The sequence below is a fragment of the Halopenitus salinus genome, assembly GCF_042662125.1.
GTDB lineage: Archaea > Halobacteriota > Halobacteria > Halobacteriales > Haloferacaceae > Halopenitus > Halopenitus salinus.
Genome location: NZ_JBHSXL010000009.1, coordinates 704,519 through 721,733, shown reverse-complemented (window position 1 = coordinate 721,733; position 17,215 = coordinate 704,519). Strand labels below are relative to the sequence as shown.

At 68.5% G+C, this 17,215-nt stretch carries 15 protein-coding genes; 7 read left to right on the top strand and 8 right to left on the bottom strand.

All coding sequences use genetic code 11. The features are described 5' to 3' along the window. Positions 1-35: 35 nt before the first annotated feature. The 3 genes from ACFQE9_RS13130 to ACFQE9_RS13120 form a co-directional block, all read right to left on the bottom strand. Positions 36-2,195, bottom strand: a complete 2,160-nt coding sequence (locus ACFQE9_RS13130; protein WP_379745616.1) for a type II secretion system F family protein — start codon at positions 2,193-2,195, stop codon at positions 36-38. Between the two features lie 10 nt (positions 2,196-2,205). Beyond that, positions 2,206-3,831, bottom strand: a complete 1,626-nt coding sequence (locus ACFQE9_RS13125; protein ID WP_379745453.1) for a type II/IV secretion system ATPase subunit — start codon at positions 3,829-3,831, stop codon at positions 2,206-2,208. Between the two features lie 147 nt (positions 3,832-3,978). Then, entirely contained in the window at positions 3,979-4,491 is a 513-nt protein-coding gene (locus ACFQE9_RS13120) for a DUF7549 family protein (RefSeq protein ID WP_379745450.1), read from the bottom strand. Positions 4,492-4,611: 120 nt separating this feature from the next. On the opposite strand from ACFQE9_RS13120, the gene ACFQE9_RS13115 reads away from it, so the two are divergent. Next, the gene (locus ACFQE9_RS13115) at positions 4,612-5,088 is read left to right on the top strand and encodes a DUF5793 family protein (protein ID WP_379745447.1); all 477 of its coding nucleotides are present in this window, start codon (positions 4,612-4,614) and stop codon (positions 5,086-5,088) included. Between the two features lie 96 nt (positions 5,089-5,184). Continuing rightward, positions 5,185-6,000, top strand: coding sequence for an imidazole glycerol phosphate synthase subunit HisF (gene hisF, locus ACFQE9_RS13110; RefSeq protein WP_379745444.1), 816 nt, complete (start codon positions 5,185-5,187; stop codon positions 5,998-6,000). A gap of 158 nt (positions 6,001-6,158) precedes the next feature. Here the strand turns inward: hisF and ACFQE9_RS13105 are convergent, their stop codons facing one another. The 5 genes from ACFQE9_RS13105 to ACFQE9_RS13085 all read right to left on the bottom strand — a co-directional run bounded on the left by ACFQE9_RS13105 (position 6,159) and on the right by ACFQE9_RS13085 (position 9,348). Then, positions 6,159-6,437, bottom strand: coding sequence for a DNA-directed RNA polymerase subunit L (locus tag ACFQE9_RS13105; protein ID WP_379745441.1), 279 nt, complete (start codon positions 6,435-6,437; stop codon positions 6,159-6,161). 128 nt (positions 6,438-6,565) lie between these two features. Further along, complete coding sequence (locus tag ACFQE9_RS13100) at positions 6,566-7,207, bottom strand: 30S ribosomal protein S3ae (RefSeq protein WP_379745438.1); 642 nt, start codon at positions 7,205-7,207, stop codon at positions 6,566-6,568. Then, positions 7,204-7,581: a KEOPS complex subunit Pcc1 gene (locus tag ACFQE9_RS13095; protein WP_379745436.1), complete on the bottom strand. Its 378-nt coding sequence runs from the start codon at positions 7,579-7,581 to the stop codon at positions 7,204-7,206. Before ACFQE9_RS13095 ends, ACFQE9_RS13100 begins: the two co-directional genes overlap by 4 nt. Beyond that, entirely contained in the window at positions 7,578-8,843 is a 1,266-nt protein-coding gene (locus ACFQE9_RS13090; protein WP_379745613.1) for an exonuclease RecJ, read from the bottom strand. The genes ACFQE9_RS13095 and ACFQE9_RS13090 overlap by 4 nt, the downstream gene beginning before the upstream one ends. A 37-nt stretch (positions 8,844-8,880) precedes the next feature. Beyond that, the gene (locus tag ACFQE9_RS13085) at positions 8,881-9,348 is read right to left on the bottom strand and encodes a 30S ribosomal protein S15 (RefSeq protein ID WP_379745433.1); all 468 of its coding nucleotides are present in this window, start codon (positions 9,346-9,348) and stop codon (positions 8,881-8,883) included. 343 nt (positions 9,349-9,691) lie between these two features. Between ACFQE9_RS13085 and ACFQE9_RS13080 the strand changes: the two genes are divergently transcribed. The 5 genes from ACFQE9_RS13080 (at position 9,692) to folP (ending at position 17,177) form a co-directional block, all read left to right on the top strand. Continuing rightward, positions 9,692-9,844, top strand: coding sequence for a hypothetical protein (locus tag ACFQE9_RS13080; RefSeq protein WP_379745431.1), 153 nt, complete (start codon positions 9,692-9,694; stop codon positions 9,842-9,844). Positions 9,845-9,952: 108 nt separating this feature from the next. Continuing rightward, entirely contained in the window at positions 9,953-11,293 is a 1,341-nt protein-coding gene (gene trkA / locus ACFQE9_RS13075; protein WP_379745429.1) for a Trk system potassium transporter TrkA, read from the top strand. Continuing rightward, entirely contained in the window at positions 11,294-12,829 is a 1,536-nt protein-coding gene (locus ACFQE9_RS13070; RefSeq protein ID WP_379745426.1) for a TrkH family potassium uptake protein, read from the top strand. Positions 12,830-12,974: 145 nt separating this feature from the next. Further along, positions 12,975-14,516 (top strand): TrkH family potassium uptake protein, encoded by a 1,542-nt coding sequence (locus tag ACFQE9_RS13065; protein ID WP_379745423.1) that lies wholly within the window; start codon positions 12,975-12,977, stop codon positions 14,514-14,516. A 48-nt stretch (positions 14,517-14,564) separates the two neighbouring features. Further along, a complete protein-coding gene (gene folP / locus ACFQE9_RS13060; RefSeq protein ID WP_379745420.1) occupies positions 14,565-17,177 on the top strand; it encodes a dihydropteroate synthase in 2,613 nt (870 codons plus the stop codon). Positions 17,178-17,215 lie beyond the last annotated feature (38 nt).

Below are 17,215 nucleotides of genomic sequence, written 5' to 3'. Positions count from 1 at the left end.
ATAAGTGGTAGCGACGAAACGGGAACCGCCGCCGATCACGCGAGGCCCATCGCGACGACCGACACGAAGGTCAACACGAGGAGGATGACGGCGTGTTTGACGCCATCCCGGAGGTCGCCCTCGCCGAGCTGTCCGGCGACGGCTCCCGAGCAGATCCCCTGGATGATGGCGGCGTGATAGAAGATCAGCTCGTAGCCCGCGATGTCGACGTCCCCGAATCCCTCCGCGATGTTGCCGACGCCGCCGACTCCGCCGGGGGTTCCGCCGCTTATGCCCTCGCCCACCCCGGATCCCGCGGCCTGTTCGATCGCGGGAATGAACGCGAGCGTGAGCGAGGCGATGATCCCGAGGAAGACGAGAAACGAGATGTAGATCACGATCAGGTAGGTCAACATCACCTGCCGGCGCTCCCGTCTGAGCCGCCGGGCGGCTCGGGTCTCGTCGGCCGCGATCGAAAGCACCGGCGCCACGTCGCCGCTCGCGCTCATCGCGTTGACGATCAGCGCGACGGATCGGGAGACGAGCGGGGATCGAACGCGTCGCTCGAGCCGGTAGAGCGCCGATTCGACGTCCGAACCCCACTGGACGTCACGCCAGGTCCGCTCGAGTTCCGGCGTCAGCTCGTCCAGGTCGGAGTCGGCCACGCGTTCGAGGCTCTCGACGACGGTCATCCCGGCGTCGTTGACCGACGCGAGGCGATCAAGGAAGTCGGGGACGGCCGACTCCATGCGACGCGTCCGCCGCTTTTGTACCTCATAGAGCGCCGCGTAGACGAGCCCGACGAGGATCGTCGACTGAACGACCGCGTCGTCGACGGCCCGGACGACGCCGATCGGGGACGTGGCGGAAAGCGGCGTCGTGGACGTCCAGATCCACACGCCCGCGACCGGGAGCGTCAACGCGAGCGAGAGGATCGGCCGCCGCAGGAGTAGCTCCCCCGGCCGCCGTGCCCATCCCAACGTCCGTCGGAGGCGGTCGTACTGTTCGAGCCGTTCGCGCTGGTGGTCGTGCGCTCGTCGTTCGCCGCCGGTCCGTGAGTCCTCGACTCCTCCGTCGGTCGCGCCCACGTTCGAGCCGGAACCGCCACGGATCGCCCCGAGAGCGGTAAATCGCCCCGGGACGATCGCGTCCGTCGCGTCCGAGAGGGACGTTCGGTCGGTCCCGATCGTGCGTGTGACGCTGTCGACGTAGACGACGAAGCCGGCGGTGGCAAGGGGGAGGCCGGCGTAGACGATCACACGCAGGATCGGGATCGTGTCCTGGAGGACGAGGCCGACGACGACGAGGATGGTGATGAAAAAGAGCGGTCCGGCGACGAGGACCGTCACGTACGCCTCCGCGAACGTCGAGAGCAGCTCGAGGTACTGCTCCTGTCTCGACTCCGACTCCTCCTGGTACCGCTCGTACTGGTCGTGGAGGTACTCCGGTAGCGACCGCCCGGAGCCGAGCACCGACGCGAGGTTCTCCGCGAACTCCTCGAGGTTCTCGCTCGGCGTATGGCGTGCGGTCCGCCGCAGCGCGGTCAACACGTCCGTCCCGAAGGTGTTCATGTCACGGACCGCGACGGCGAGTTCGGTCGCGGCCTCGCCGTAGACGTCCTCGTTCTCCGCGAGCGTCCGCATCACGGTCGGGAAGGCCATCCCGGACCGCGAAAGGGCGTAGACGAACGCGACCGTCCGCGGCAGCGTGGCGTCGATCGCCGCCGCGCGGGAGCTCGCGCGTTCCGACAGGAGGCCCCATCGAAGGACGTAGACGCCGATCGCCAGCCCGGAGCCGATCGTCGCCGACGAGAGGAGGAGGAGACCGAACAGCTCGAGCGGTTCGATGGCCGACAACCGGGCGAGTTCGCCCAAAAAGGAGAGCGGCTCCGGTAGCGTCCCCCGGATCGTTTCGGCGTTGACGTCCATGAACACGAGCGTTCCGGCCGCGAGATAGATCCCGAGAACGCTCCCGGAGACGCCGAGAACCGCGGCGTAAAACAGCGTTCGGGCGGCGTACACCCGATGTGTCCCGCCCGCGTGGGCCGCACGCATGCGGTCGCGCTGCCGGTTCGAGCGTGGAGAGTCGACGACGTAGTCGCCGAAGGCCGAAAGCGCGATCCGCGAGACGAACAGGTTCACCCGCCGGTGGACGAACGAGAGCGCGAGCACGCCGAGGACGGCCACGGTCACGAGGAGGGGGACGGTCCAGATCACGGCGGCGTTCTCATGCGTCCGCACCCTCGAGTTCCGTTTCGAGGCGGTTCATCACCCGATCGGGGTTCGCGTAGTACTCGTTTACGAGCGCCGTGAAACGCTTGTATCCGGTTATCTCCAGATCCACCAGGATCTCCAGGAACCGCTCCCGGCGGCGGATCTCCGAGAGGAGGGACCCGCGGTTCCAGCCCCGTTCCTCCTGGATCTCCGAGAGGAGCTCGGAGTCGTTGGCGACGAACGCGTCGCTTCCCGGCCGCCACTCGAAGGCGGACGAGTAGTCCAGCTCGCCGGTCCGCTGGTCGATGCCGCCGATCTCGCCTATCACCTTCGCCCGCCGAACGCGCTCGTCGTCCGACCGGACGAGCGTCTGAACCGACAACATGTCGAGCGACTGGACCATCGCCCGCGGGACGTTGATCGGGTCGTTCTCGAGGCGGTTGATGACCGTCTCGATCGAGTCCGCGTGCATCGTCGAGAACGTGGTGTGGCCCGTGTTCATCGCCTGAAACAGCGTCACCGCCTCCTCGCCGCGGACCTCGCCGACGAGGATGTACTCCGGGCGGTGACGCAGCGCCGACCGGAGCAGGTCGTACATGTCGATGTCGGTCCCCTCGTGGAGCCGCTCGCGGGTCACGGAGGAGAGCCAGTTGTCGTGGTACAAGGAGAGCTCGCGGGTGTCCTCGATCGTGAGCACCTTCGCTCGCGGCGGGATGAACATCGAGACCGCGTTCATCGAGGTGGTCTTTCCGGACGCGGTCCCGCCCGCGAAGATGAGCGACTTGTTGTGTTCGATACACAGCCAGAAGTAGGCCATCTGCTCGATCGAGAAGGTCCCGTAGTCGATCAGGTCGATCGGCGTGAACGGCTCCTCGGCGTACTGGCGGATGGTGAACGCGGACCCGCGCGGGGTGACCTCCTCGCCGAGCGCGAGCTCGGCCCGCGAGCCGTCCGGCAGCGTCGTCTCAACGATCGGCTCGCCGACCGAGATGTGTTTGCCGGACTGCTGGGCGAGGCGGATCACGTAGTTGTCGAGCTCCTTGCGACCGTACGTGACGTTCGTCTCGAGGTCGGTGTAGTCGTCGTGATAGACGAATATCGGCAGGTCGTAGCCGTCACAGGAGACGTCCTCGATGTGGGCGTCGTTCAGGAGGGGGTCGACCTTTCCGAACGCCCGGAAGTCGCGGTAGAGGTAATAAAACAGGGCGTGAAACGTGGCCATGTCGACGTTGGTGCCGTACTGTTCGAGCAGCGACTCGAGCTCCTCGCGGAGCGTCTCCTCCTCGGCGGCGTCGGTTCCCGAGCGGTACAACAGCGGATCGCGGATGTCCTCGACGATGCGCTCGAGCAGCGAGGCCGCGAACTCGTCGAGGTCGGGCTCGACGGCGTGATACCGGTACTCGCTCTCCTCGTCGTCGTGGGTGATGACGACGTAGGCGAACGGCGCGTTCACCCAGTAGCGGTCCACTTCGGTTTCGTCCGCCGGCGGTGAGAACGACCCGAGGGGGCCGTCCTCGCCCGGTCGAAACGGACGCACCGCGACGTCGACGCCGCGAAGCAGCTCCCAGGTGTACCTCGCGCGGCGGCGAAGCGTCTCGATGCGCCCCTCGATCCCGCCGGCGAGCGTTTCCCCCGACATCCTTCGTGCGTGTGGCGTACTCCATCCGGGACCATAAAGGCGTCCCGTCGATCGGGCGCGGGCGGGAAGGCGCCGATAGCACGCCGAGAACCCGCAGCCAGACGGCCGAGAATCCACCACCGGACCGCCGGAGATCCGTCGGACGGATCACTCCTCGCGTCGTTCGGCCAGCAGCAACGTGCCTCCGAGGCCGATGACGAGGACCGTCCCAACTGGGATCGGGATCCCCGGCACGCCGAGGGCGACGAGGAGGTAGTTCGTCACGCCGAGGACGATACCGGCGGCGAGCAACGCGGCGCCGATGACCTTCGCGGGGTCGACCGGGCCGGCCTCGAGACGCTCCTCCTCGAGGTAATAGAGGATCGAGACGAACACGGCGAGCGCTATCAGCGCGGAGCCGATCGCCCACGCAATGTAGGCGTCGTAGACGACCTCTCCCGCCTGCGTGCGGATGGCTCGACCGATGGGACGCAGGAAGAACGACCGCTCCTCGATCGTCCAGCCGATCAGGTACTGCACCTCGAGGAACGGATACCGGAGGAACAGCGCGTTCCCGTACCCCGGGATCGAGGCGTACGTCACGTTCCAGGGGACCAACGCGGCCAGCCACGCGGAGACGACCGCGAGCTCCCCGACGTATTCCGAGCGGACCCAGACCATGTCCCTACCGAACGCGGAGGGGAGGTTAAAACGACCGGTGGGTGCGCGTCGAACCGGTCGGGCGTCGAACCCGTCGGGCGTTACGTTCATACCCACAGACCGCCAACCGTCGAACGGGAAATGCGGCGGGACCACTTCGAACTGACGGTCGAGGGCGTCGAGCGCGACGGCGGCGACGGCGATCCGCGAAAGCCGTTCGTGCGGATCGACTTTCACGGCCCCGAGGGACTGTTGACGGACCGGCTCACCGGTCCCGACGGCGATCTGCTCGCGGCCGAGGAGACGGACGTCGCCTTTCGGCTTCGCGAGCCGATCGAGGATGAGTCCGCGACGGGCGTCGTCGCCGTGACGAACCGCGTCACCGGCGAGTTCGTCCTCGAGTTGAACGAGGCGGCCGAGGACGTCCTCGGGTTCATTCGGGCCGCCCGCGAGTACGGGCGGGCCACTGACGACGACGAGGAGGGACGCTACCGCGTCGAGATCGCGATCGACGGCGAGGTGCTCGTCACGTACGACAAGCGCACGTTCCTCGTCTACGACCCCGACGGCAACCTGCTCCGCGGCGAGAGCCTCATCCCCTCCGGCGTCGAGCTTTGACCGTCACTCCCCGTCGAGTCGGGACCGCCGTCCGTTCGCTCCAGCCCGCCGACCCCGGACCCTTTTAACCCATCCGGCGGGTAGTGTCGGCAACGAATGGGACTCACGAAACGGATCATCCCCTGCATCGACGTCGACCTCGACGAGGACGGGAACGCGGCCGTCTACACCGGGGTCAACTTCGAGAACCTGGAGTACACGGGCGACCCCGTCGAGCTGGCGCGCAAGTACAACGAGTCGGGCGCCGACGAGTTCGTCTTCCTCGACATCACGGCCTCGGCGGACGGCAGGGAGACCATGCTCGACGTCGTCCGCGGCGTCGCCGACGAGTGTTTCATCCCGCTCACGGTCGGCGGCGGCATCCGGACGACGGAGGACATCAAGGAGACCCTGCGCGCCGGCGCCGACAAGGTCTCCATCACGACCGGCGCCCTCGAGCGGCCGGAACTCATCGACGAGGGGGCGGCCGCCTTCGGCTCGCAGTGCATCGTCATCTCCATCGACGCCCGCCGCCGCCACGACGACGGGGGCGAACACTACGTCGAGGTCGACGGCGAGTCGGTCTGGTTCGAGTGTACGAAGAAGGGCGGCAGAGAGGGGACCGGCATCGACGCGATCGAGTGGGCGAGGGAGGCCGAATCGCGCGGCGCCGGCGAGCTGTTCATCAACTCGATCGACAGGGACGGGACGAAGGACGGCTACGACGTCCCGCTCATGCGCGCCGTCACCGAGAGCGTCTCGACGCCCGTGATCGCCTCCTCCGGGTGTGGGGGCCCGGAAGACGCCTACGAGGTGTTCACGGAGGCCGACGCGGACGCGGCGCTGGCGGCGTCGATATTCCACTTCGGCGAGTACACGATCGAGGAGGTCAAACAGTATCTCGACGAGCGGGGCGTCCCGGTTCGACTGTAGATGGGGACCACGATCTCGCGAGAAGCGGTCCGCGAGTCGAGCCGAATCGAATCCGCCGCGAGCGTCGGGCAGCACTCGGATCCGGACGGTCGGACGGGCCGTAGCTATGAGGGGATCGCGGCCTCAGGCGCTCCGCGGCTTCAGGTGGGGCGCCGGCTTCAGGCGGCCCGCACCGCGTCCGCGAGCGCGGTCGTCTGGTCCGTGATCGACCCGGCGGCGTCCGCGACGGCGTCGAGCGGGTCGGCGCCATCGGTCTTGACCGTGAGAACCGGATCCGTCTGGCCGCCCGACTGCTCGGGGTTGACGTCGTAGGTCGCCGCGGTGACCTCCTCGGTCTCCAACAGCGCGCCCTTCAGGACGTTCATGAACGTGTGGTCCTCGCCGGCGATCTCGATGCGGAGTTCCTGCTCGCTCTTGTCGATGACCCGCAGTTCCATGGCCTGGGGTAGGCCGGAGCGGCGTTTCAACGTTTCGTCTCCGGGTCGGCGATCGACGGCGGCGGTCGCGCCGGCGTAGCTATCGAGCCGAAAAAAAAACGAGAATCGGGTCGCGGTGCGGTCGTCGCCTACTCGTCGACGGCGACGTCCTCGGAGTCCACGTCGACCGCGGCCTCCTCCTCGGCGGCGACCTCCTCGGGACGCGCCTCGAGGGTGAGTTTCTGGACCTCGACGCGGCGAAGCGGATAGATCGTCTTCGCGTCGCCGTAGATCGCAGAGGAGAGCCGTCCCTCGACCACGGAGTCGACGAGGTCCTCGAAGGTCCGCTCGGCGGCGGCCTCGTGGACCTGGTCGATCATCACGCGGCGGATGGCCTGCTCCTGGGAGCGGTCGGCCTTCTTCGTCGTGAAGGAGACGGGCTGGAGGCGGACGCGGTAGTCGTCCGTCGTCAACACGGTGATGGACGCCTCGACCTTCGAGGAGCCGCGACGGACGAGCGAGCGCAGGTAATCGCGCGTCAGCTCGTACTTCACGAACTCGGTGTAGGCCGTGTCGCTGCCGACGTCCGTGATCTTGAACGTCAGCTTCGTGTTGTTCGCGCCGCTGTCCTGGTTCAGTTCGCCGAGCGTGGTCGTGATCGTCCGGCCGACGACCTGCTCGGGCTCCTCGGCGAGGGTCTCGCCGATCTCGGCCCTGTCGAACTGCTCGGGCGCGAGCACCGAGTACCATCGCTTCCCCTGTTTCTGTCTGGATACGGATCGTTCGCTCATGTGTCGTGTGTTGGTGTGGTGTCGTGTTCGTCTGCGTGTCTGTTCGCCACCGCGTCCGCGCCTCCCCCGTCCGCGTTCCGGCCGCCGTCCGTCCCGTCGGATGCGCTCGCGTGGGAACGACCGCGTTCCGCGACGCGATCGGCGACGTGCAGGTTCCGGAGGTAGTCGTCCACCGTCGACTGCAGGCCGCCGGTCGTCTCGCGGTCCACCCGGCGGACGACCGTGGCGTCGCCGTCGACGGTTCCGTCCATCGACTCGGTGTCGTCCGGGGCGACCGCGGCGTCGACGACCGTGGGGTCGTCGTGGCGGGTTCTGACCGTCGCCGTCCGTCGCGGCTCGTCCGACGTGTCGTGTGAATCGGTCGGCTCGCTCATCCGCGGAGCGCCTCCCTGGTCGCCTCGAGCAATTCCGCGGGCGCCACGTCGGTGGCGTCCGTCGCTCGAACGCCGCCGCGCGCCGGGCCGCCCCAACCCGCGGCGTCGAACTCGTCGGCCACGGAGCGGAGCGTGTTCCCGACGCCGTCGGATCGCGTCGCCGCGACGGCGATCCGGCCGCCGTCGACGTCCGCCGCGATCGCGATCGGTTCCGGCGAGCGGAAATCGCGAACCACCTCGGCGGCGGTCGCGAGGACGCCGTCCGGGGCCTCGAGGCGGACCTCGTAGACCCCGTCGTAGCGGTTCGCCGTCCCGCCGTCGAGCGCGCGGTGGACCGCCATGCCGTGTGACCGCCACGTCTCGAGCGCGGCCGAGCGAAGCCCCTCGTCGGGGTCGCTCTCGGAGATGGCGAGCGCGATTCCCGTTCCGGGGGCCTCCCGAGCGAGCGCTCGAAGCACGTCGGCGTAGCCGCCGACGGTCGCGAACGGAGCGGAGCCGGCGATCGCGTAGGGACGAAGCACGCGATCGAGTGCGGTCGCCGAACGGTCGCTCGCGCTCGGCGCGCCGCAGACGTCGACCGCGAGCAACGAGGCGAGCCGCCTGTGATCGTCGACTGGCATCGATCCCGACGCCGTCGTCTCGTCGATCCCGGCCTCCGAGATGACCTCTCGCGCGGCCTCCGGATCGCCGGAGGTGGGCGCCAAGATCAGGGTCGAGGCGGCCAGTCCCGTCGCCATCCCCTCGACGGACTCGAGGGACGGCAGCGCGACTCCCGGTCGTCGCTCGACCAGGTCACGCCGTTCGCCGGCCTCGAGGACGTCCCCGACCTCGTCGGAGTCGGAGGGGCCGTCCGAGGCGACGACGCCGGCGAGCGCGAGGACGGGGTCCGGATCGAGTCCCAGTTTCCGTGCGACCGCGAACGCGCTCGCGCTCGCTGCGGAGTCGGTCCCGGAAATGGCGCGGATCCCGGAGTCGGATCCCACGTCGACGTCCGCCGTTCGTGCGCCGGAGCCGATCGCGATCGAGACGTCCGCCGACTCGGCCTCGGATCCCTCGGTCGCGACCGAACGGAGCGCGCGGATCGGGTCCGCGTTCACGCGGACCTGGTAGGGAACGTCGATAGCGCGTGCGACCCGGGCGAGCAGCGCCGCCGCTGCCAGCGCGTCGCCGTCGTCGCTGGCGACGAGCCGAACGAACGGCGCGTCACCGACGGCGTCGGCGAGCGTCCCAGTCGTGGTTTCGGCGGCGGTGGTTCCGGGCATTGTCGTGGTCACGGGGAGTCGCGCTCGGGACGCGTCTTTAGTCCTCGACGATCTCGGCCGCGGTCTCGTAGGTGTAGTTGAACTCCTCGTCGAGCTTGTCGCCGCGGTAGTAGTCGGCGAGACGGCGGATCTTCGATTCGGTGTTCTGGAGCGCCCGCTTGTTCTGGTGGTCCTGCGGGTTCTCGTCCATGTGCTCGCGGAGGCGGACCGCGCGCTCGAGGAGGTTGTAGAAGTCCTCCGGCACCTCGCCGGCGGCGTCGTTCTCCTCGAGGATCTCCGTGATCTTCTTTCCGGTCGCGAGCTTGACGTCCGGGATCGAGGTCCCTTTCACGCCCTCGTCGCGCAGTTTCATGCCGATCTGGCTCGGGTCGTATCCCTGGTCGGCCAGCTCGACGACGCGGGATTCGATCGCGTCGGCGTCGACGTCGCTCCACTCCGGCGGGTCGTCTGCCACGGGCTTGTCCGAACCGGACGAGCCGCGGCGTCGTGTGTGTATTCGTGCCATCGTTTGTCCTTGGAACGGCACAACCGCAAAAGCGTGACCGCGACTCCCGGCGGCGGACCGGCGATCGGTGCTCGCGACGACCGCGAGCGTCGAACCGGTGATCGCGCCGTGGGAGCCGGCGGTGCACTGCCGCAATCCCGAGCCGTGGGTCGCGTGGCGACCTCGGCGAGTCGGAGTTACGGCTGTGCTGTTCCCACCGTATCCTCCTCGTGGGCACTCTTAAGCGTGTCCAATCGTCGGCATCGAACCGTCGACGTCGAACCGCTCCCTTCGGACCGCCGCCTCCGAACCCTCGACGTGGATCGCCGCCAGCCTTTTCCGCGAGCCGCCGCCGATTTCACGTATGCAACCCGCACCCGGAGCGGACGACGAGCGGTCCGAGGCCGCCGAGGCGAATCGGGACGACTCGAAGACGTGTTCGGAGTGTGGTGCGACCCTGGAGTGGACGCTCGACGTCGACGGCGTCCAGCATCTCGAGTGTCCGAACTGCGAGTGATCGGGGGGGATCGAAGACGAGGAGCGCCGCGACGGCGTGATTCGCGAAGGTAACCCATTTACCCCCTCCGCGAGAACGCCGGCGCATGAGACCCGAGGGGACCGGTCCGTGCACGTAGTCATCATCGGCGCGGGCCAGGTCGGCGAGAGCATCGCGGCCGATCTGCAACACGACCACGACGTCGTCGTCGTCGAGAGCCGCGACGAGCGTGCCGACGAGTTGACCTACTCGCTCGACGTGTTGACGATCACCGGCGACGGGACTGAGGTGGAGACGCTGGAGGAGGCGGACGTCGGGGAGGCCGACATGGTTCTTGCGACCACGGACGACGACGAGACGAACATCGTCGCCTGCTCGACGGCGAAGGCGCTCTGTGAGAAGGCGTTCACGATCGCGCGTATCAAACACACGAAGTACCTCCGCACCTGGAAGCACGACGAGGGGGCGTTCGGCATCGACCTCATGGTGTGTACGAACCTCCTCACCGCCGAGTCGATCGTCCGCGTGGTCGGCCTGCCGGCGGCGCGGGACGCCGACGTCTTCGCCGGCGGGCGCGTCCAGATGGCGGAGTTCCAGATCGACGAGGAGTCGCCGATCGTCGACCAGACCGTCGAGGAGGCCGACCGGTTCGACTCGCTCACCTTCGCCGCCATCCTTCGGAACGGCGACGTGGAGGTGCCGCGCGGCGACGCGTGCATCCTCGCGGGCGACCGGGTCGTCGTCATCGGCTCGCCGCGCAGCGTCCAGACGTTCGCGCGTGAGATCGCCCCGAAGGAATCGCCAGAGAAGTCGGCGGAGGTGGTCGTCATCGGCGGATCGGAGATCGGCTATCACGTCTGTCGGCTCCTGGAGGAGCGCGGGCTGTCCCCCAGGCTGGTCGAGCAGGATCACGACCGCGCGCGGACGCTCGCCGAGGAGCTGCCGGGGACCGTGGTGATGGAGTCCGACGCGACCGACATGGGCTTTCTCGAGCGCGAGCACGTCGGCGACGCCGACATCCTCGTCTCCACGCTCGACTCCGACGAGAAGAACCTCCTCGAGTGTCTGCTCGCGAGTCGCCTCGGCGTCGAACGAACCGTCGCCGTCGTCGATCGGGGCTCCTACGTCGACCTCTTCGAGACCGTCGGGGTCGACGTCGGCATCTCCCCGCGGGAGGTCGTCGCGGAGGAGATCACCCGGTTCACCCAGTCGGGATCCGCCGAGAACATCGCGTTCATCGAGTCGGACAAGGCCGAGGTGATCGAGGTGGAGATCGACGACTCGAGCGCGCTCGCCGGCAAGGCGATCCGCGACGCGGTCGCGGACCTCCCCGATGGCGTCGTCATCGGCGCCATCACACGGGATCGCGAGTTCGTCGTTCCCCGGGGCGACACCGAGATCCACCCCGGCGACCACGTCGTCGCGTTCATCGAGACGTCGGTGCTCGAGGAGGCGACGGAGAAGCTGTAGATGCCCGACCCTCTCGGCCGGATCGCCCGCTTTCGACGCCGCCCGGTCAGGGTCAACTGGCGCGCCAGCCTCGGCGTGGTCGGGAGCATCCTCCTGTGGCTCGCGGCGCCCCTCGCGTTCCCGCTTTTGCTCGCGGCGTATTACGGCGAGCCGCTGCGTCCGTTTCTCGCGGCGATCGCCGTCACCCTCGTCGTCGGACGGGGCCTCCAGGGACTCTCCGGGGACGCGGACATCGGCGGCCGGGAGGCGTTCCTCATGGTCGCGCTCGCGTGGCTCGCGGTCGGGCTGATCGGTGCGATCCCCTTTCTCGTCGCCGGGAACGGCGTCATCGCCCACCCGATCGACGCGCTCTTCGAGTCGATGTCGGGCATCACGACCACCGGCGCGACGGTGCTCGTCGACTTCTCGGTCCACGACCGATCGATCCTGATGTGGCGGCAACTCATCCAGTGGCTCGGCGGGCTGGGGATCCTCGTGCTCGCCATCTCCGTGCTCTCCCAGCTCTCCATCGGTGGCACCCAGCTGATGGAGACGGAGACGCAGACCCAGGACGTCCAGAAGCTCTCCCCGCACATCGAGGAGACGGCGCGAATGTTGTGGTCGCTTTACGCCGGGATCACCCTCGCGTGTGCGGGCACGCTCTACGCGCTTTCCCACCTCGGCGTCGCGCCGAACATGACGCCGTACAACGCGCTCGCCCACGCGCTCACCGCCGTGGCGACCGCGGGGTTCTCGCCGGACCCCGGAAGCGTCGGAGCGTTCTCGCGGGCCGCCCAGTGGACGATCATTCCGTTCATGTTCATCGGGGCGACGAACTTCATCCTCATCTACCACTTCGTTCGCGGCGACTGGCTGCGTCCGGTTCGAAACGAGGAGTTCCGCTATTACGTCGGCGTCGTGATCGGGACGACGGTCCTTTTGGCGCTGCTCCTGCTCGTCGATCCCGAGACGTCGCTGCCGATCGAGGCGAAGATCCGCCACGCGAGCTTCCAGGTCGTCTCCATCCTCACCACCACGGGGTTCGCGACGATCGATTTCAACGGCTGGTCGGCGGCCTCCAAACACGTCCTGTTCCTGTTGATGTTCCTCGGCGGGATGGCCGGATCGACGACCTGTTCGATCAAGCTCCTGCGATGGATCATCGTCCTCAAGGGGTTTCGCCGGGACCTCTTTACGGCCGCCCACCCCTCGGCCATCCGTCCGATCCGACTCGGCGACCGGGTCGTCGAGGAGGAGACCGTCCGGGACGTCTACGCCTACACGCTCGTGTCGATCGTGATCTTCTTCGGGCTCACGGCGTTCATCGCCGTGGATGGCGCCAGAACGGGACTCGAGTTGACGGAGTTCGAGGCGATGAGCGCGGCCGCCGCGACCTTCTTCAACATCGGTCCGGCGTTCGGGATCGCCGGACCGTTCGGCAGCTATCACCCCTTCTCGGACCTCACGAAGCTCGCGATGATCGCGTTGATGTGGGTCGGTCGGATCGAGATCATTCCCGTCTTCGTGCTGTTGACCCCCGGCTACTGGCGCTCTTGAGACGCCGTCGCCAGCCGCTCCCGGCTAGACGGCGTCGATCGCGACCCGATGGATTCTTGCCCGTTCCTTCGGTCGGATGGGGTATGAGCGGGGAGTCGAACGCCGATCGCGGTCGCCGGAACGACCATCGTTGGCGGAGGGACGTATGTCCGCGTCGCTGAAGGTCGAGTGGCGGACGAGCGTGGCGGTCACGGGGACCGTCGTCAAGTACACGGCGGTGGCGATGGCGATCCCGCTCGTCGTCGCGCTCGTCTACGGCGAGGACCTCCTCGTCTTCGGCGCGTCGATCTTCTGTACCCTCGCCGCCGGCGCCCTGCTCGAACGGCTCGATCCGGACCCGGATCTGGGCCCGAGGGAGGCGCTGTTGCTCGTCGCGCTCGCGTGGCTCGCGGTCGCGGTCGTCGGCACGATCCCCTACCTGCTCGCCGGCTACGGAACGGAATCGACGCTCGCACATCCCGTCAACGCGCTCTTCGAGTCGACCTCCGGGTTCACGACGACGGGCGCGACGGTGATGGGCGAGATCTCGACCGACCGCCACTCGCACGCGCTGTTGATGTGGCGCCAGCTCACCCAGTGGCTCGGCGGCATGGGGATCATCGTCCTCATGGTCGCGATCCTTCCGGAGCTCGCGGTCAACGGGGCCGACCTGATCCAGGCCGAGGCGCCGGGACCGCAGCTCCAGAAGCTCACCCCGCACATCCAGGAGACGGCGCGGGTCCTCTGGAAGGTCTACTTCGCGTTCACCGTCGGGCTCGCGGTCGTGTTGTACGGGCTCCACCTCCTCGGGTTCGCGCCGGAGATGGACCTCTTCAACGCCGTCGCCCACGCCTTCTCGACGATGCCGACCGGCGGGTTCTCCCCGCAGTCCGAGAGCATCGCGGCCTTCTCGGCCGCGGTCCAGTGGGCGATCATCCCGTTCATGGTCGTCGCGGGGGTCAACTTCGCGCTGTTCTGGCACGTGCTCGCGGGCGACACGCGCGATCTGATGCGCGACACGGAGCTTCGGACCTACGCCGGCGCGGTCGCGACGTTCGTCGCGGTCGTCTTCGGCCTGCTGTACGCGGGCGTCGCGCCGCCGCTCGAGATCGGCGGCACCACCGAGGGGACGGCGGAGCCCGCACTTCGACACGCCGCCTTCCAGATCGGCTCGCTTTTGAACTCCACCGGGTTCGCGACGAGCGACTTCGCCCAGTGGGGTACCTACGGACAGCTGACGTTGCTTTTCGCCATGTTCGTCGGCGGGTCCGCCGGGTCGACGGGCGGCGGGATCAAGATCGTCCGATGGCTCATCGTCTTCAAGGTGCTTCGCCGCGAGCTCTTGGAGACCGCGCACCCGGACGTCGTCCAGCCGATCCGCCTCGGCGGCCACGTCGTCGACGAGGACGCGATCCGCGGCGTGATCGGCTTCACCCTGCTTTATATCGTCCTGTTCGCGCTCGGCGTCCTCGTGATCGCGCTGGACGCCGCCCGCGTGGGGCTCGAGTTGACCGCCCTCGAGGCGATCGGCGCGAGCCTCGCCGCCATCGGGAACATCGGTCCGGCGTTCGGCCGGCTCGGTCCGTTCGGGTCCTATCTGGCGCTCCCGGCGACGACCAAGCTGTGGATGGTCTTTTTGATGTGGGTGGGCCGCCTGGAGATCCTGCCCGCCCTCGTCGTCTTCACCGGCGGGTTCTGGCGACGGTGACGATCCCACACCGTCACCCTCAAGCGAACCCCGGGCCACCCCGGACGTATGGACTACCACGAGGCATCGAACTTCCTGTTCGGCCTCCGCCGTTTCTCCGTCGATCCCGGGACGGCGTCGGTTCGAGCGCTCCTGGATCACCTCGGGAACCCCGAGGACGACCTGGCGTTCGTCCAGATAGCCGGGTCGAACGGGAAGGGAAGCACGGCGCGGATCGCGGAGTCGATCCTCCGACGAAGCGGCCTCTCCGTGGGGCTGTACACCTCGCCGCACCTCGAGGACCTCACGGAGCGCGTGCGCGTCGACGGCCGCACGATGAGCGAGGCGGCCGTCGCCGCGTTCATCTCCGAGACGCGCGAGTGGCTCGTCGATCGTGCCGCCGACGGCGACCCGCTCACCTTCTTCGAGGTGGTCACGGCGATGGCGATCTGGGACTTCGCACGCCGGGACGTCGACGTCGCCGTCCTCGAGGTCGGCCTCGGCGGCGAACACGACGCGACGAGCGCGGTCGACCCGATAACGACGGCGGTGACGAACGTCTCGCTCGAACACACCGACGTCCTCGGCGACACGATCGAGGAGATCGCCCGCACGAAGGCGCGGATCGCCGCCGAGGGGGTTCCGCTCGTCACCGCCTGCGACGGCGAGGCGCTCGCCGTCGTCCGGGAGGTGGTCGCCGACGCCGGCGGAACGGTGACGACCGTGGCCGATGCGGGACGCAACTCGACGGCGGGTGAGTCGGTGAGCGACGGCTCGATCCCCGACGAACGTGCCGACGTTACGGCCGTCTACCACGGCAGGTTCGAAACCCGTACGGGAGCGAAAAGCCCGACGGACGCCCGGATCGAGATCCGCTGCGACGAGTGGGACTACGACGCCCGAATCCCGCTCGTCGGGAGGGCGCAGGCGACGAACGCGGCTATCGCCGCCGCGCTCGCCCACGAGACGGTCGATCGGATCGAACCGGGACATGGGGAGGCACTCGATGCGGAGCAATCGGGCGATCACGAAGTCACACTCACCGACGAGCACGTTCTGGAGGGGCTCGCGCGCGCCGACTGGCCCGGTCGGTTCGAGGTCGTGGGGACGGACCCCCTGGTCGTCCTCGACGGGGCGCACAACCCGGACGCATGTGGGCGACTGGCCGGGACGCTCGCGGAGTACGACTACGAGGACCTCCACATCGTTCTCGCGGCGATGCACGAGAAGGACCACCGGGGGATCGCGAACGCGTTGCCGGAGGCGACCTCGGTTCACACCTGCGCGCCGGACGTGCCGCGGGCGGAGGACCCGGAGGTGCTCGCAGCGGCGTTCTCGGACGTCGGTGCGGGGTCGGTCGAGGCCGTCGAGTCGGTCGAGGCCGCGCTCGCGGCCGCACGGCACCGCGCCGATACTGACGACTGCGTGCTCCTCACCGGATCGCTTTTCGCCGTGGCGGAGGCCAGATCCGGCTACACCGGACACGCCGTACCCAAACGCGTCGCGTCCCTTTCGGACGCCGAGGCGGTCCTCGAGGACGCGAACGTGCCGACGACGGAACGGGACCGACGCCGCGGCGAGATTCCACACCGCGTCGTGACGCTTCGGCTCGCCAGCTCCCGCGTGGAGACCGTTCGTCGTGAGGTGATCGCCGCCGGCGGGTCGTGTGCGGTCTCCGGCGGCGCGGACGGCGAGCTCATCGACGTGGTCCTCTCGGGCACCCTCGCGCAGCTTCGGGAGACGATCGAGTCGCTCGCGGCCACCGGACCGGAGTTCTCGGGGATCGCGAACTCGATCCGCGCCCGGATCGAACCGGAGACCGATTCGAAAGCCGGGGGGGACGGCCGCGACCGTCCCTGGGAGGAGGGGCCGGTCGTGATGGGCATCCTCAACGTCACGCCCGACTCGTTTCACGACGGGGGCGAGCACGACTCGCCGGAGGCGGCCGTCGAGGCCGCCCGCCGGATGATCGAGGACGGCGCGAGCGTCATCGACATCGGCGGCGAATCGACGCGGCCGGGCGCGGATCCGGTTTCGGTCGAGGTGGAGGTCGACCGCGTCGTCCCGGTCGTCGAGGCGCTGCAGTCGCTTCCGTCGGTCGCGGCGGGGGAGGTGGCACTCTCCGTCGACACGCGAAAACCCGACGTCGCGGCGGCGGCCCTGGAGGCGGGAGCGGACCTGATAAACGACGTGACCGGCCTCGAGGACCCGGAGATGCGGGAGGTGGTCGCGGCGGCCGGCTGTCCGGTCGTGATCATGCACAGCGTGGAGACGCCGGTCGATCCGGGGACCGACGTCGAGTACGACGACGTCGTCGAGGACGTGATAGACGACCTCGGGGAACGAATCCTGCGCGCGCAGGCCGCGGGGATCGACCGCGAGGACGTCATCGTCGATCCGGGCCTCGGGTTCGGCAAGTCCGCGGCGGAGAACTTCGAGCTGCTCGGACGGACGGACGAGTTCGCGGCGCTCGGCTGTCCGATCCTGGTCGGCCACTCCCACAAGTCGATGTACGGCGCGGCCGGCTACGAACCCGACGATCGCGAACACGCGACCGTCGCCGGGACGGCGGTCGCGGTCGAACGCGGCGCCGACGTCGTGCGCGTCCACGACGTGGCCGAGAACCGCGCCGCGGTCGACGTCGTCGAGGCCGCACGCGATCCGGACGAACTCGAGGGGTGAGGCCTCTCCGGGAACGATCTATCCATCCATCGCCTCCG